Raw genomic sequence first — 15,216 nt, forward strand, 5'->3', positions numbered from 1 at the left:
ACCCCTCTCCCCATAGGGGAGAGGGGATGTTCGGTGCGGTTATTTCTTCAGCCCCGCAAACGCCGCCCGAATTTCTTCCTCCGGCAGCTGGATGCCAATAAACACCATCACGCTGTGCGGCGCTTCATCGCCCCACGGTCGGTCCCAGTCGGCGCTGTACAGGCGCTGCACGCCCTGGAACAGCAGGCGGTTGGGTTCGCCGTCAATCCACAGCATTCCTTTGTAGCGCAGCAGCCTGTCGGCAAACGACAGCAGCAGGTTCTCCATCACGCGGGAGACCTCGCTGATATCCACCGGATAATCCAGCTCCACCACAATCGACGCCACGTCGTTTTGCTTGTCTCCCATAAAGTGGAAGCGCGGTTTCGCGGTGACGTTCTCCTCCAGCATAAAGCCGTTGGTGTTGAACAGCTGGGACAGGTCGATATCGCCGTGCGTCACCGTGAAAATCGGCGCGCGGGAGTTAATGCGGGTCAGGCGCTCGCGAAGCTTTTCGCTTTCGCCCGCCACGTCGGTTTTGGTCAGCAGGATGCGGTCGGCGTAGCCCACCTGAGACTGGGCGATGGTGAACTGGTTCATCTGTTCGTCGGCGTGGACCGCATCAACCAGGGCAATCACGCCGTCCAGCAGATAGCGCTGGCAGAGGATCTCGTGGGAAAAAAAGGTCTGAATAATCGGGCCGGGATCGGCCATGCCGGTGCACTCGATCACCAGGCGGTCAAAGTCGATTTCCCCGCGATCGCGGCTGTCGAGCAGGTCCAGCAGGGCATCTTCTAATTCGTTAGAGCGGGTGCAGCAGATGCAGCCGTTGGTCAGGGTTTTGATCTGCGTGGCGCGATCGCCAATCAGCTGGTCGTCTACGGAGACTTCGCCAAATTCGTTTTCGATGACGGCGATTTTGAAGCCGTGCTGCTCGTTCAGTATGTGGCGCAGCAGGGTGGTTTTACCGGCGCCGAGGAAACCGGTCAGCAGGGTAACGGCAATCGGGGTCATGGTCTCTCCTTTAGCAGCAGCGGACGCCGCCTTCTCCACTTCCGCCGTAGCGCGCTTCCTGACGCTCGCGGAAGAATTCAGTGTAGGTCATGTACGGCTTATCCGGGTGGTTGGTCTTCATATGCTCAACGTAGTTGTCATAGTCCGGAATGCCAATCAGCATTTTCGCCGCCTGACCGAGGTATTTTTTTGCTTCGCCTAAGTTACCAAACATTGTGGGTTCCAGACAGAAAAAGCCCGGCGATGTGAGTCCGCTGGGCTTGTGTTTCCCTCACCCCAGCCCTCTCCCAAGGGAGAGGGTGAGGATTGCGGATTAATGGTGTGAAGAGGTCTTCACGCCGCCTTCAGGCACCGGCACGTAAGGGGTTTCTTTGTCCGTACGGCCGTCGGCGTTACGCACTTTCAGCCAGGTTTTGATGCCGTAGAAGATGATGCTGTACACCACCACCAGGAACAGAATGCTCAGACCCGCGTTGGTGTAGTTGTTCACCACGATATGGTTCATGTTGGCAATCTGCTGGGCGGTCAGATCTGCGCCGCCAGCGGCAATCTTCTCTTTGTACTGGTTAGCCATGAAGAAGAAGCCTTCCAGCTGCGGGTTGGCGCTGAACAGCTTCAGGCCAAGCGCCCAGGTGGTGCAGAGCAGCAGCCACAGCGCAGGGACTACGGTGACCCAGATGTATTTGGTGCGTTTCATCTTCACGAGGACAACGGTACCGAGCACCAGAGCTACAGCCGCCAGCATCTGGTTAGAGATACCGAACAGCGGCCACAGGCTCTTCACGCCGCCGAGCGGGTCGACAACGCCCTGATACAGCAGGTAGCCCCACAGGCCGACGCAGCCCGCCGTACCCAGAATGCCCGCTACCAGAGAGTCGGTTTTCTTCAGGAACGGCACGAAGTTACCCAGCAGATCCTGCAGCATGAAGCGGCCCGCACGGGTACCGGCGTCCAGCGCGGTGAGGATGAACAGCGCTTCGAACAGAATACCGAAGTGGTACCAGAAGCCCATGTCCGCCCACGGCAGCACTTTGTGGAACACGTGTGCGATACCGACAGCCAGCGTCGGTGCGCCACCGGCGCGGTTCAGCACGGACGGTTCGCCGATGTCTTTCGCCGTCTGCATGATCTGCTCAGGCGATATCACGAAGCCCCAGGAGCTGACGGTCGCCGCCGCGTGTGCGCTGGCGTCTTTCAGCTGCGCCATAATCAGCGCCGCGTTGTCGCCGCCCATCTCGTGCAGGTTCGGCATGGTAATACCGAGACCCGCCGGAGGGGTGTTCATCGCGAAGTACAGACCCGGTTCGATGATAGACGCGGCAACCAGCGCCATGATCGCCACGAAGGACTCCATCAGCATGGCGCCGTAGCCGATGAGGCGTGCGTCTTTCTCGTTTGCCAGCAGCTTAGGCGTGGTACCGGAGGAGATCAGGGCGTGGAAGCCGGAGACCGCACCGCAGGCGATGGTGATGAACAGGAACGGGAACAGGGCGCCTTTCCACAGCGGACCGGTACCGTCGATGTACTGGGTCACCGCCGGCATTTTCAGTTCAGGGTTGATGATCACAATCCCGATTGCCAGCCCGACGATCACGCCGATTTTCAGGAAGGTCGCCAGGTAGTCGCGCGGGGCCAGAATCAGCCAGACCGGCAGCAGTGCGGAGATAAACGCATAGCCAATCAGCGCGAAGGTGATGGTGGTGTCCTTGAAGGTCAGCGCCGGGCCCCAGTAAGGGTCGTGCGCAATCACGCCGCCGAAGTAGATGGAGGCCACCAGCAGCACGATACCAATCACCGACACCTCACCCACGCGGCCCGGACGCAGGAATCGCATGTAGATCCCCATGAACAGCGCAATCGGTACGGTAGAGCAGACGGTGAAGACGCCCCACGGGCTTTCGGCCAGCGCTTTCACCACGATCAGGGCCAGCACCGCGAGGATGATGATCATAATCAGGAAGCAGCCAAAGAGGGCGATAGTCCCCGGCACGCGGCCCATCTCTTCTTTGACCATCTCACCCAGAGAGGCGCCGTTACGGCGAGAAGAGATAAACAGCACCATAAAGTCCTGCACCGCACCCGCCAGCACCACGCCAGCGAGCAGCCAGAGCGTACCCGGCAGGTAGCCCATCTGCGCGGCCAGTACCGGGCCGACCAGCGGGCCTGCCCCGGCGATAGCGGCAAAGTGGTGACCAAACAGCACGTAGCGGTTGGTTGGCACGTAGTTCAGGCCGTCATTGTTAATGACCGCCGGCGTGGCGCGCGTCGGGTCGAGCTTCATGACCTTCTGCGCGATGTATAAGCTGTAGTAGCGATAAGCCACAAGATAGACGGAAACGGACGCGACCACGATCCACAGGGCGCTTACGTGTTCGCCCCGGCGTAATGCGACAACCGCCAGACAAAAAGCGCCGAGGATCCCGAGTAAGGCCCAGGGCACGTGCTTCAGTAGTTTTTTAGTATCCATAGTAAGACCTGGTTTTTTATGTAAAGAAAAAAGGGTCAGGGTTCGTTGTGAGGAGGTATTGATTAATGCTGGAGCGATCGTGCCAGATCAACGCGCGCGTAAAGGACGGTAAGTGAATGAGTGGTTGAAAGTGCCGGGTGAGCGGTCAAAGGAGGCGACGAGCGGTTTCGGCTCGCCGCCAGTGGGCGAAATTATGTGATTGAGATCACTTGATTATTCGGGGTACGCTCCACGGCCAGATAGCTTTCCAGCGTCCTGATGAGCTTCTCCTTCAGCCAGCTCGGTTCCAGTATCTGAATATGGGGGAGCCAGTAGAACAGCAGCGGCAGGATCTGGTTCTCGTGGGCCGCCTGGCAGCGCAGCGTGACGCCGCCCTGTTGCTCCTCCAGCAGCTCCTGTTCCGGCAGAAGATCGCGGCGCAGGAAGTAATGTGAAATATTATCTTTAATAAATATTTTCACTGCGAAAGTATCTTCAGATACCCAGGGGTCGAGGCTTTTCTCCAGCAGCTCAAGGACATTTTCTTCAGGAGTGAAGGTCGTTTTCTGAATATCAAACCAGCTAATCTGGCTCAAAGAGAAGGATTTCAGGCGGCTATTTTCGGTGGCTTGTAAATACCATATATTTTTTTTGTTAATGAGTTTATAGGGATTAATCAGACGGGTTTTACCCTTATAAACGATCTGACAAACATTATGGTTTTTAATCGATTTCTCGATTTTCGTTAAATGACGGCGAATATCACGCTCTACCGTGTGTTCTGCTTCATTGCCAAGAATAAGAATATGGTTTTCGTCAACGCGCGTTTCAAGCTTCTGCCAGAATTCCGTATTTCTTTCAGGGAAAAAGCTGTCAGCATTCAGGAAGTTAGCAAGGGTGTGATGTAAGCCTTGTCCGCCGGGCGATTGTGCAGAATGGATCAGCCGATATAGCCCGTTACCGAAATGTTCAACAATGGGAGAGAGGGCATTTAAATCCCGGTAGACGGTACGCTCGGTAATTTTAAATTTCTCCATTAGCGCACTGCGGTTTACCACACCGTTTAAATGTAGCTCAACCAGAATATCGACCAGACGTTCAGCCGAGCGGCTACGCGTCGTTTTAGCCATAAGGTCATCCTGTATATTTAGGTATGCGCTGAATGATGCGGATGCACTGACAGGTAGTGTCAGTATTCAGTCACAGAAAATTTCTCTTATGGCTATATAACGGCGTGTTTTAGGGGAAACCTTAGGAGTTTTTGTAGAAAGCGGCGCTGGCCGGAAAAAAAGGCCAGCGCGAGGGGGCATCACAAGGCGGCTTCTGCCTCCAGCATGACCGGGTGGAAACGGCGCCTGAAGTAGATCAGGCCGTGTCCCGCGTCACTCAGGATAATGTTTTTAACTTCAACAAGGTAGACAAGATGCGTGCCGATGGTTTGCACCTGGCTAATCTCACCTTCAAGGCTGGCGAGCGCACCCTTGAGCACAGGCTGCGCCAGCGGCCCTTTCTGCCAGCAGGAGAGTGCAAAGCGCTCTTCCATCGTCATACCGGTCATCCCGGCGAAATGGCGAGCCATGATCTCCTGCTCGTGGTTCAGCACGTTAACGCACAGCCTGCCGTTGCCCTGGAATACCGGGTTCATGGCGCTGTTGGCGTTGATGCACACCATCACTGACGGCGGGGTGTCTGTGACCGAACAGACGGCGGTGGCGGTAATGCCGCAGCGGCCCGCCTCACCCTCGGTGGTGACCACGTTTACCGCCGCCGACAGGCTACTCATTGCGTCGCGAAAACGCAGGCGTTGTTCATCTGAATGCATTGCAACCTCCCGCTGCGCTATTTCAGCAGCTTGTCGAGCATGTTGATATCGCTGTTGTTGTGCAGGTGCGGTACGGTCCAGCCGTGCTGGTCGTATTCGGACATGCAGCGGTCGACCATCGCCATCATCTTGTCCATGTTGCCGGAGCTCTGCGCCTGGCGCAGACACTGCAGGCGAATTTCATCCTGGCTGCCGGAGTAGTTAATTTCGTACAGCTCGTGACGACCGCCGAACTCGCTGCCGATGGCGTCCCACATCAGTTTCAAAATCTTGATACGTTCAACGTGATCCATGCCGTTGGAGCCGCGCACGTATTTCGCCAGATACTGGTCGATCTGCGGATTGTTCAGATCCCGGGCGCTGGACGGCAGGTAAATCAGGCCGGACGTCACGTTACGCTCGATGATGTTCTTGATTTTGGCGTAGGCCATCGGCGCCATCACGCGGTAGGTTTGCAGCGCGGCGTGATCCGGCAGATACGCGCCGTTGACCCACGGGGTGGCTTCGGAACACATGGAGTCGCTCAGCGCCCAGAACATGTTGCGCCAGGCCACCACTTCGCCGAGATCTGCCTGCACGCCGCGGAACTCCAGGGTACCGGTGCACTCCAGGGATTTCTTCAGCAGGGCGGTGATGAAGTCGAGTTTTACCGCCAGACGCACGCAGGCCTGCAGCGGGTACATGCGGGCGAAACCGCCTTCCATCGTCCAGCGACGGCAGCGGTCGAAATCGCGGTAGATCAGTACGTTTTCCCACGGGATAAGCACGTGATCCATCACCAGGATCGCGTCGTTCTCGTCAAAGCGGCTGGAGAGCGGGTAGTCGTAAGGGGAGCCGGTCGCGCCTGCCACCATCTCGTAAGAGGCGCGGGAGATCAGCTTCACGCCCTCGGCATCCATCGGCGCGACGAACATCAGCGCGAAGTCAGGGTTTTCGCCCATCACCTGCGCGGAGCCGAAGCCGATCATGTTGTAGTGGGTCAGCGCCGAGTTGGTGGCTACCACTTTCGCGCCGCTGACGATAATCCCGGCGTCGGTCTCTTTCTCCAGCTTGATGTAGACGTCTTTCACCTCGTCCGCCGGCTTGTGGCGGTCGATCGGCGGGTTAACGATGGCGTGGTTGAAGTACAGGCCGGTTTCCTGAATGCGGGTGTACCAGCTGCGGGCGTTCTGCTCGAACTGGCCGTAGAAGGCCGGGTTGGCGCCGAGCGCGCAGCCGAACGCGGCCTTGTAGTCCGGCGTGCGGCCCATCCAGCCGTAGCTAAGGCGCGACCACTCGGCGATGGCGTCGCGCTGCTGGCGCAGGTCGTCGGCGCTTTTCGCCACGCGGAAGAACTTGTGGGTATAGCCGCCGCTGCCGGTGTCGGTGCCCCAGCACAGCGTGTCCTGCATGTCCGGCTTGTGCAGCGCGTCGTACATCTGCGCGATGGAGGCCGCCGCATTGCGAAACGCCGGATGGGTGGTGACGTCTTTGACGCGCTCGCCGTAGATATAAATCTCACGACCGTCCTGCAGGCTTTTTAAATACTCTTCACCGGTTAACGGGCGTTTGGCGTCTGCGCGGAACTCTTCAGGCTTCATAGGGAACCTCGTATCGGAATTGTGTTGTTAAATTTATGTTTTGTTTTTGTTGTTTAATTGAAGCCTGAGAGGGGCGTAACGTGAAGGGACGATTGGGACAACGACGGGTACTTTTCGGGTGGGATGTGGTTTTGTGATCTGTGCGGCTTTTCGGCGGGTGGCGCTACGTTTACCCGCCCTACGAACCGTGATGCGTTCAGGAAACCGGTACTTTCTGCGCCCGATACGCGCTGGGCGAGCATCCCACTAAGCGGTTAAAAAAGCGGGCGAAATAGGCCGGATCTTTGAACCCCAGCTGCCAGGCAATCTCGCTGACGGTGCTGTCGGAGAAGAGCAGCAGGCGCCTGGCCTCCCGCAGCTGGCGGTCGAAGATCAGCCGTTTTGGCGGGCGGTTGGCGAAGCGGCGGCAGATATCGGTCAGGCGCGATTCGGTCAGGTGCAGCTCGCTGGCGTATTCCGGCACCGTCCAGTGCTGGTGGTAGTGGGTGTCGATCAGCTGGGTAAAGCGCTGGAACAGCTTCAGCTCGCCGCGCATGCCGCCCGAGGCGTGGTCGTCGAGCTTCGCGTTGCGCAGCAGCAGGGTAAATACCGCCTGCGCCAGCAGGACCAGGGTATGCTCGCGCCCGGGCAGCTGCTCCGTGGATTCCCGGGCAATCAGCTGCCAGTAGTGCTTCAGCGCCGCCAGCTCGTCCGGCTTATCCGCCAGCGAGAGGCAGATCCCCGGGAGGCCAAACGCCTCCCGCGTGCCGGGGTAGAGCACCTCCAGCAGCGGCCAGATCAGATCCTCGCGCACCGTCAGCACGTGACCGTCGCTGTCGGATTCGGTGATAAACGCGTGCGGTACCGACGGCGGCGTGAGGACGAACAGCGGGGCCTGCACCGAGTAGCGATGATCGTCGAGCTGGAGCTCAATCTGTCCGGTATCGAGAAAGTGCATCTGAAAGTACTGGTCGTGACGGTGCGCCTGCATGTCGCGGCCAAAAAAGGCCGCCATGCGGGCGAACGACTGGTAGTGCACATCGTCGGTGCCCAGACTTTCGTCGTACTCCTTGCTGATATCGATGTTGGTAATGGGGCTCTGGCACATAGCGGCTTCCTAGTGGATCTTCTGCGCCGCGATGCCCGGCTCGCGTTCAAGGCTTTCGCGCTGCGTCATCGGGATGCGCGTCAGCACCAGCGCGCCGACCACCAGCAGCCCGGCCACAAACCACAGCCCCGAGCTAAAGCTGCCGGTCGCGTCGCGCAGGATCCCAATCAGCAGCGGGCTGACGGCGGAGCCGACGTTGCCGATGGCGTTGATCACCGCGAGCGCCACCGCGCGGGACTGCAGGCTAATAACCCGATCCGGCGTGGTCCAGAATATCGCCATGGCGGTAAACGATCCGGTTGAGGCCATGATGATGCCAAGCAGCTGGATCAGGCTGTGATCCGTCGCGGAGGCTAGCATCCATCCCGCCGCGGCGAACAGGTACGGCAGGATGGTGTGCTTTTTTCGCTCTTTCAGCCTGTCGGAGCGGCGGCTCCACCAGATCATCCCGAGGATGGTGCAGAACTGCGGGATCGCCGCCAGCAGACCGATGACGATGTTGCTGCTTCCCGTGTTAAAGCTTTGCAGGATCTGCGGCGTCCAGATGTTGATCGCACTCAGCGTATTGGTCAGGCAGAAGTAGGCCAGCGTGTAGAGCAGCACGGCGGGCGTGAGCACCTCGCGCAGCGTGGAACGCGGCGTGACGGATTGGGCAATCGCGACCTCCTGCTCGCGGGCGATCATCGTTTTCAGCGCCTGCTTTTCGTCCTCATCCAGCCAGGTGGCCTGGTCCGGCGTGTCGTTGAGGTAAAACCAGGTCACCACGCCGAGCACCACTGATGGGAGCCCCTCCAGCAGGAACAGCCACTGCCAGCCCTTGAGGTTCCACAGCCCGTCCATCGCCAGAATGTAACCGGAGAGGATCGAGCCGAGCATCATGGTTACCGGCATGGCGATCATAAACAGCGCGTTGGCGCGGGCGCGGTGATAGGCCGGAAACCACCAGGTGAGATAGACCAGAATCCCCGGCAGGAAACCCGCTTCGGCAATGCCCACCAGCATGCGCAGGACGTAGAGGGTTTCGGGGCTGGTGGCGAACATGGTGCAGGTGGAGGCAATACCCCACACCACCATGATCCCGGCGATCCAGCGGCGTGCGCCGATCTTCGCCAGCATGATGTTGCTCGGAATGCCGCACAGCACGTAGGTGACGTAAAACAGCGTCGCGGCCAGGCCAAACATGGTTGACGTGAGGCCAAGATCTTTACCCATCGTTAGCCCGGCGAAGCCGATGTTGATGCGATCGAGAAACGAGAAGACAAACAGGATAAAAAGAAAAACGATCAGGCGACGGAACAGCTTGTGAATGACGCGATGTTCAACAGCTTTATTATCATGGGTTTGCAGGGTAGAGGTCGTCATGGTGCGCTCCAGATCTTACGTTTAGTAGACGGATTTATTGTTATTAACTGACGTAACCGGTTTTTCGATAAAACGTGCCGCCAGCGCTTCCGCGCCGCGGGCGAGCAGAGTGGTGTCGACGCCGACGGCAACAAACAGCGCGCCGAGTTCAAGATAGCGTTTTGCCAGCTGCTCGTTCGCCATCAGGATGCCGGGGGCTTTACCGGCAGCGCGTATCTGTGCGATCGCCTGCTCGATGGCGGCCTGCACTTCCGGGTGCTGCGGATTGCCGGCAAAGCCCATGTCTGCGCTAAGATCCGCCGGGCCGATAAACACGCCGTCGACGCCTTCCACGTCCAGGATTTGCGGCAGGTTTTTCAGCGCCTCGCGGGTTTCAATCTGCACCAGCACGCATATGGCGTCGTTGGCCTGCTGCAGATAATCCGGGATTCGGTTCCAGCGCGAGGCGCGCGCCAGTGCGCTGCCCACCCCGCGAATGCCTGCAGGCGGGTAGCGGGTGGCACGTACCGCCAGCCGCGCTTCGTCGGCGTTTTGCACCATCGGCACCAGCAGGGTTTGCGCGCCCACGTCAAGCAGCTGTTTGATCTGCACCGGGTCGTTCCACGACGGGCGCACCACCGGCTGGCTGGGATAGGGCGCGATGGCCTGCAGCTGGGTTAAGACAGTCTGCACGCTGTTCGGCGCGTGCTCGCCGTCGATCAGCAGCCAGTCGAAGCCTGCCCCCGCCAGCAGCTCGGCGCTGTAGCTGCTGGTCAGCCCCAGCCATAGCCCGATTTGCGGACGGCCTGCTTTCAGCGCCGCTTTGAATGCGTTTTGCATGGCTATCTCCTAGACAAAACGGCAGCTGATGGAGCCCATGCTGCCATAGTCGACGTGGAAGGTGTCGCCTCTGCTGGCGGGCACCGGGCGGGTAAACGAGCCGCCGAGGATGATTTGCCCCGGCTCAAGCTGCACGTCGTACGGCGCCAGCTTGTTCGCCAGCCACGCCACGCCGTTGGCCGGGTGGTTAAGGACGCCTGCTGCCACGCCGGTCTCTTCGATCACGCCGTTGCGGTAGAGCAGGGCGGAGATCCAGCGCAGGTCCAGCTCGTCGGGCTTAATCGGACGGCCGCCGAGGATGACGCCCGCGTTGGCGGCGTTATCCGAGATGGTGTCGAACACCTTGCGCGGGCGCTGGGTCTCCGGGTCGACGTTGTGGCAGCGGGCGTCGATCAGCTCCAGCGCGGGGATGACGTAATCCGTGGCGTTGTAGACGTCGAAGATAGTGCAGTTCGGGCCGCGCAGCGGTTTTGCCAGCACGAAGGCCAGCTCCACTTCAATGCGCGGGACGATGAAGCGGTCGACCGGGATGTCGCTGCCGTCGTGGAAGAACATGTCGTCCAGCAGCGCGCCGTAGTCCGGCTCGCTAATCTGCGAGCTGGCCTGCATCGCTTTGGAGGTCAGGCCGATCTTATGGCCCTTCAGCACGCGGCCTTCGGCGATTTTCAGGCTGACCCATTCGCGCTGGACGGCGTAGGCGTCTTCAATGGTAATCTCCGGGTAGTCCAGCGAGATCGCGCGGATCTGCTCCCGGGACTGTTCCGCCTGATGCAGACGATGGGCGATCAGAGTATGGGTATGTTTGTCGAGCATGGCGATATCCTGTTTTATCTTTGTTTTCACCCTCTCCCTGTGGGAGAGGGGACTGACCGTGCCGGTATTACTTAAACAGCGCGTGCACGTTGTTCTGTTTGTAATTAAGGGTCGGGTGCAGCTCGTCAAGCTCGAACGACAGCGCCAGGTAGCGGCTCGCCATCAGCTCCGCGAAGTGCGCTTTGATAAGGCCAAACAGCATCTCCCCCACGGCTTCCCGGCTCTCCAGGCTGCGCCCGGCGCCGATTTTCAGCGTCATATGCACAAAGGCGTAATCGTGCCTGCCGTCGGCCATCTGCCAGGTGTCCAGCCAGTGGGTGCGGCTGCGGATACCGCCGATGGGGAAGATGCCCGTGGCGGCGAGCGCCTCGTTCACTTTGGCGAACAGCCCCGGCAGGTCGGCCTGCTCGCGGATGTTGTCGGTACATTCAGCAATAAAGTGCGGCATGGTGGCTCCTTAGGCGGGCAGCGGGAAAACGGCGTTGACCTGGCCGGTTCCGGAGCTGGCGAACAGCTCGGTGAGAAACTCCACCTTGCCGTCGTATTTGTCCCAGCCGAGCATGCCCAGCAGCATCACCGTGTCGTGCATGTTGCCCTCGCCGTAGCAGTAGTCGGCGTACTCCGGCAGCATGCTGCAGAATTCTTTGAACTGACCCTCGCGCCACAGCTTCACCACGCGTTCGTCCATCTGGCGGTCGAACTCGCGGGTGTAGCTGTTTATCCCTTCCTCGGCGCGCTGGTCGTCGATAAAGCGGTGCGACAGCGAGCCGCTGGCGAGCACCGCCACGGTGCCGTCATATTTTTCGATGGCGCTGACGATGGCCTCGCCCAGCCTGCGGCTGTCGGCGAAGTCGTGAACCGTGCAAAACGCCGAGATGGAGATCACTTTGAAGTGCTTATCCGCGTTCATGTAGCGCATCGGCACCAGCGTGCCGTACTCCAGCTTCAGGCTTGGAATGTTGTGCGCTTTGGCGCGCACTCCAAGCTTCACCGCCTCGTCGGCGATGAGCTGGCCGAGTTCCGGATTGCCGTCGTAGTCGTAGGTCATGTCGCGGATAAAGTGCGGCAGCTCGTTGCTGGTGTAGACGCCCGAAAAATGGTCCGCACAGTTGATGTGGTAGGCGCTGTTCACCAGCCAGTGGGTGTCGAAGACGATAATGGTATCGACGCCCAGCTCCCGGCAGCGCTTGCTAATTTCTTTATGCCCATCGATAGCGCCCTGGCGGCAGCCGTGGTTTTTGCCCGGCAGCTCGGAGAGATACATCGACGGCACGTGGGTGATTTTTGCCGCTAACGCTAGTTTACCCATGCTCAGATCCCCCACTTTGGAATCGGATGGTCGCCCATGGAGATGCAGACGTTCTTCATCTCCGCGAATACCTCGAAGCTGTACTCGCCGCCCTCGCGGCCGGTGCCGGAGGCCTTCACGCCGCCAAACGGCTGGCGCAGGTCGCGCACGTTCTGGGTGTTGACGAACACCATGCCCGCTTCGATATTGCGCGCCAGGCGCAGTACCTTGCTGACGTCCTGGGTCCAGATGTATGACGCCAGGCCGTACTCCACGTCGTTGGCCAGGCGCAGCCCTTCCGCTTCGTCCTTGAACGGCAGCAGGCAGGCCACCGGCCCGAAGATCTCCTCCTGCGCCACGCGCATGCGATTATCAACATCTGCCAGCACGGTCGGGCGCAGGAAGTTGCCGCCTTTCAGGTGTGCAGGCAGATCGACCGGTTTGTCCGGGCCGCCCGCCAGCAGGGTTGCGCCTTCCTCGATGCCGAGGCGGATATAGCCGGAGACTTTTTCCCAGTGCTGCTTGCTGATGAGCGCGCCAATCTGGGTGTTCGGATCGGTCGGGTCGCCCACGCGCAGGCGGTTGGCGCGCTCGGCGAAGCGCTTGACGAATTCCGGGTAGATGCTCTGCTGGATAAAGATGCGCGAGCCCGCGGTGCAGCGCTCGCCGTTGATGGAGAAGATGGTGAACAGGGCGGCGTCCAGCGCGCGCTCGATGTCGGCGTCTTCAAAAATCAGCACCGGTGATTTGCCGCCCAGCTCCATGGAGTACTTCTTCAGCCCGGCGTTTTTCATGATGTTACGCCCGGTGGCTGTGCCGCCGGTGAAGGAGACCGCGCGCACGTCGTGATGACGCACCAGCGCGTCGCCTGCCGTCGCGCCGTAACCCTGCACCACGTTCAGAACGCCCGCCGGAATACCTGCTTCGAGGGCCAGCTCGCCCAGGCGGTCGGCGGTCAGCGGGGAGAGTTCAGACATCTTCAGCACTGCGGTATTGCCTAAGGCGAGGCACGGCGCGACCTTCCAGGTGGCGGTCATGAACGGCACGTTCCACGGCGACACCAGCGCGCAGACGCCCACCGGCTGCACCAGGGTGTAGTTGAGCATCTTGTCGTCGACCGGGTAGGTTTTACCGTTCATCTGCTGGCACACCTCGGCGAAGAACTCGAAGTTGTGCGAGGCGCGCGGAATGAGCACGTTTTTGGTCTGGTGGATCGGCAGCCCGGTATCGGCGGTTTCCATGGCGGCGATCTCCGGTACGTTCTGGTCGATCAGATCGCCCAGACGACGCATCAGGCGCGCGCGCTCCTTCATCGGCAGGTTGGCCCACTTCGGGAACGCCTCCTTGGCGGCGGCAACGGCCTGATGGATTTCGGCTTCGCCGCCGGAGGCCACTTCTGCCAGGACCTCGCCGGAGGCCGGGTTAGTGGTGTGGAAGTAGTCGCTGCCCGCGACGTTTTTACCGTTGATCCAGTGGTTTATCTTTTTCATTTTGCCGTCTCCTCACTCACAATTCGGTTCACCAGGCGTCCCACGCCTTCCACTTCCACCACCACCTCATCGCCCGGCACCACGTCGGACAGCCCCTTCGGCGTGCCGGTGGCGATCATGTCGCCAGGCTGCAGGGTCATAAAATCGCTCAGGTACGCAATCAGGTACGGGATGCTGAAGATCAGATCCGCCGTGGTGCCTTCCTGGCGCAGCTCGCCGTTGACGAAGGTGCGCAGGGCGAGATTGTGCGGGTCGGGAATCGCTGCTTTCGGCACGATGTGGGGGGAAATGGGCGTTAGCCCGTCGCGGCTTTTTACCCGCAGGTTCGGGCGGTAGTAGTTTTCCAGGTAGTCGCGGATGGCGTAGTCGTTGCAGACCGTATAGCCCGCAACATAGTCCATCGCCTCGGCTTCGTTGACCTTACGCGCGGTTTTACCGATGACCACCACCAGCTCCGCTTCGTAATGCATGTATTCGATATTGTTCGGGCGCACCGACGTCTGGCCGTCGCCGTTGAAGGTGTTTGGCGCTTTGATAAATACCAGCGGCTCGGTTGGCGGCTTAAAGTCCAGCTCGCTGGCGTGATCGGCATAGTTCAGACCGAGGGCAAACAGCGTGGCGTGCGGCGGCGTGCTGTGCGCAATAGTGACGCTACGCTCATCCACCACCGGGTTTTCCAGCGGGGGAAAACCTTCCGCCAGAATACGCACGCGATCGCCCGGGCGGATCTCAACGCGGCTTTGCGGGGTGCCGAGCAGGATCGCATCGCCGGGATTGAGGGTGGCGAACTCGCTCAGGGCGCTCAGCAGTTCGGCTGCGTTACGCTGAAGGTCGGCCGTGTTCCAGTGGTCCGCTTCGCGGCCGTTGATCTCGGTGATGATGGTCAGGTTATCCACGTTACCAACGGCGACCATTTCACCGAGCGGGCAAAATCCGTCACGGCATTTCGCCTTGATGGCAGGGCGGTAGAAGCTCTCTTCCGGCAGGCTCACCTCGTTGGCGAGCGCATATCCGGCGATGTACTCCGCGGCGTCCTCCACGCGCACCTTGCTGGCGGTTTTGCCCACGACCAGAGCCACCGTGGCGCCGCTCAGCACCGTTTCACCCTGCGGGAAGGGGATCGGCTCGCCCGCGCGGATCACCGTGTTATGCGGTTTGATAAACCACACCGCTGTTTTCGGCGGCGTGTTGTAGGGGGCTTTTTCAAAGGCCTCACGCCAGGCTTCACGCTGGCTTTGATGGTTGAGGGCGACGGCAAAAACGGTACCTTTCATTCACATACTCCTCAGGCCGGATGTCCGGTTTGGATTTCATTAATATGTTAATGATATGGTTTTATGCTTTTGCTGTTTATTTCGCAATCAGAAGTGAAAAATTTGTGATATGAATAACAATAAATTTACATGTTGGACTTTATTAATATTTAAATCATAGAGTTAATAAAATTGACGGGTTTCTGTTAGACTTTTTGACGGAAAACGCGTTGTTTATAAAAACATCTTTTAGTGATTGTTTA

Annotated in this window: 14 protein-coding genes; all 14 read right to left on the reverse strand. The window is 59.5% G+C overall.

Features of this window, described 5'->3' with window-relative positions:
• Positions 1–39: 39 nt before the first annotated feature.
• The 14 genes from yjiA to hpaG all read right to left on the reverse strand — a co-directional run bounded on the left by yjiA (position 40) and on the right by hpaG (position 14,974).
• The gene (gene yjiA, locus USH94_RS08890; RefSeq protein ID WP_111964125.1) at positions 40–993 is read right to left on the reverse strand and encodes a GTPase; all 954 of its coding nucleotides are present in this window, start codon (positions 991–993) and stop codon (positions 40–42) included.
• Positions 994–1,003: 10 nt separating this feature from the next.
• Entirely contained in the window at positions 1,004–1,207 is a 204-nt protein-coding gene (locus USH94_RS08895) for a YbdD/YjiX family protein (RefSeq protein ID WP_003856610.1), read from the reverse strand.
• A gap of 99 nt (positions 1,208–1,306) precedes the next feature.
• A complete protein-coding gene (locus USH94_RS08900) occupies positions 1,307–3,460 on the reverse strand; it encodes a carbon starvation CstA family protein (RefSeq protein WP_111964124.1) in 2,154 nt (717 codons plus the stop codon).
• A gap of 191 nt (positions 3,461–3,651) precedes the next feature.
• Positions 3,652–4,569, reverse strand: coding sequence for a helix-turn-helix transcriptional regulator (locus USH94_RS08905; protein ID WP_111964123.1), 918 nt, complete (start codon positions 4,567–4,569; stop codon positions 3,652–3,654).
• A 179-nt stretch (positions 4,570–4,748) separates the two neighbouring features.
• Positions 4,749–5,261, reverse strand: a complete 513-nt coding sequence (locus USH94_RS08910) for a 4-hydroxyphenylacetate 3-monooxygenase reductase subunit (protein WP_111964122.1) — start codon at positions 5,259–5,261, stop codon at positions 4,749–4,751.
• A 17-nt stretch (positions 5,262–5,278) separates the two neighbouring features.
• Entirely contained in the window at positions 5,279–6,841 is a 1,563-nt protein-coding gene (gene hpaB / locus USH94_RS08915; RefSeq protein ID WP_045335599.1) for a 4-hydroxyphenylacetate 3-monooxygenase, oxygenase component, read from the reverse strand.
• Positions 6,842–7,037: 196 nt separating this feature from the next.
• Positions 7,038–7,928, reverse strand: a complete 891-nt coding sequence (gene hpaA, locus USH94_RS08920; protein WP_111964121.1) for a 4-hydroxyphenylacetate catabolism regulatory protein HpaA — start codon at positions 7,926–7,928, stop codon at positions 7,038–7,040.
• A 9-nt stretch (positions 7,929–7,937) separates the two neighbouring features.
• Positions 7,938–9,290 carry a 4-hydroxyphenylacetate permease gene (gene hpaX / locus USH94_RS08925; protein ID WP_111964120.1) on the reverse strand — a complete coding sequence of 451 codons (1,353 nt, stop codon included), beginning with the start codon at positions 9,288–9,290 and terminating at the stop codon, positions 7,938–7,940.
• 21 nt (positions 9,291–9,311) lie between these two features.
• Positions 9,312–10,109 (reverse strand): 4-hydroxy-2-oxoheptanedioate aldolase, encoded by a 798-nt coding sequence (gene hpaI, locus USH94_RS08930; protein WP_111964119.1) that lies wholly within the window; start codon positions 10,107–10,109, stop codon positions 9,312–9,314.
• Positions 10,110–10,118: 9 nt separating this feature from the next.
• A complete protein-coding gene (hpaH, locus tag USH94_RS08935) occupies positions 10,119–10,922 on the reverse strand; it encodes a 2-oxo-hept-4-ene-1,7-dioate hydratase (RefSeq protein ID WP_032660883.1) in 804 nt (267 codons plus the stop codon).
• Between the two features lie 67 nt (positions 10,923–10,989).
• Positions 10,990–11,370, reverse strand: coding sequence for a 5-carboxymethyl-2-hydroxymuconate Delta-isomerase (locus tag USH94_RS08940; protein ID WP_111964118.1), 381 nt, complete (start codon positions 11,368–11,370; stop codon positions 10,990–10,992).
• 9 nt (positions 11,371–11,379) lie between these two features.
• Complete coding sequence (hpaD, locus tag USH94_RS08945; RefSeq protein ID WP_111964117.1) at positions 11,380–12,231, reverse strand: 3,4-dihydroxyphenylacetate 2,3-dioxygenase; 852 nt, start codon at positions 12,229–12,231, stop codon at positions 11,380–11,382.
• 2 nt (positions 12,232–12,233) lie between these two features.
• Positions 12,234–13,700, reverse strand: coding sequence for a 5-carboxymethyl-2-hydroxymuconate semialdehyde dehydrogenase (gene hpaE / locus USH94_RS08950; RefSeq protein WP_111964116.1), 1,467 nt, complete (start codon positions 13,698–13,700; stop codon positions 12,234–12,236).
• Entirely contained in the window at positions 13,697–14,974 is a 1,278-nt protein-coding gene (hpaG, locus tag USH94_RS08955) for a 4-hydroxyphenylacetate degradation bifunctional isomerase/decarboxylase (protein ID WP_111964115.1), read from the reverse strand. Before hpaG ends, hpaE begins: the two co-directional genes overlap by 4 nt.
• Between the last annotated feature and the right edge of the window lie 242 nt (positions 14,975–15,216).

Origin of the sequence: Enterobacter sp. 148H3, assembly GCF_034107425.1 — a bacterium.
Lineage (GTDB): Bacteria > Pseudomonadota > Gammaproteobacteria > Enterobacterales > Enterobacteriaceae > Enterobacter > Enterobacter vonholyi.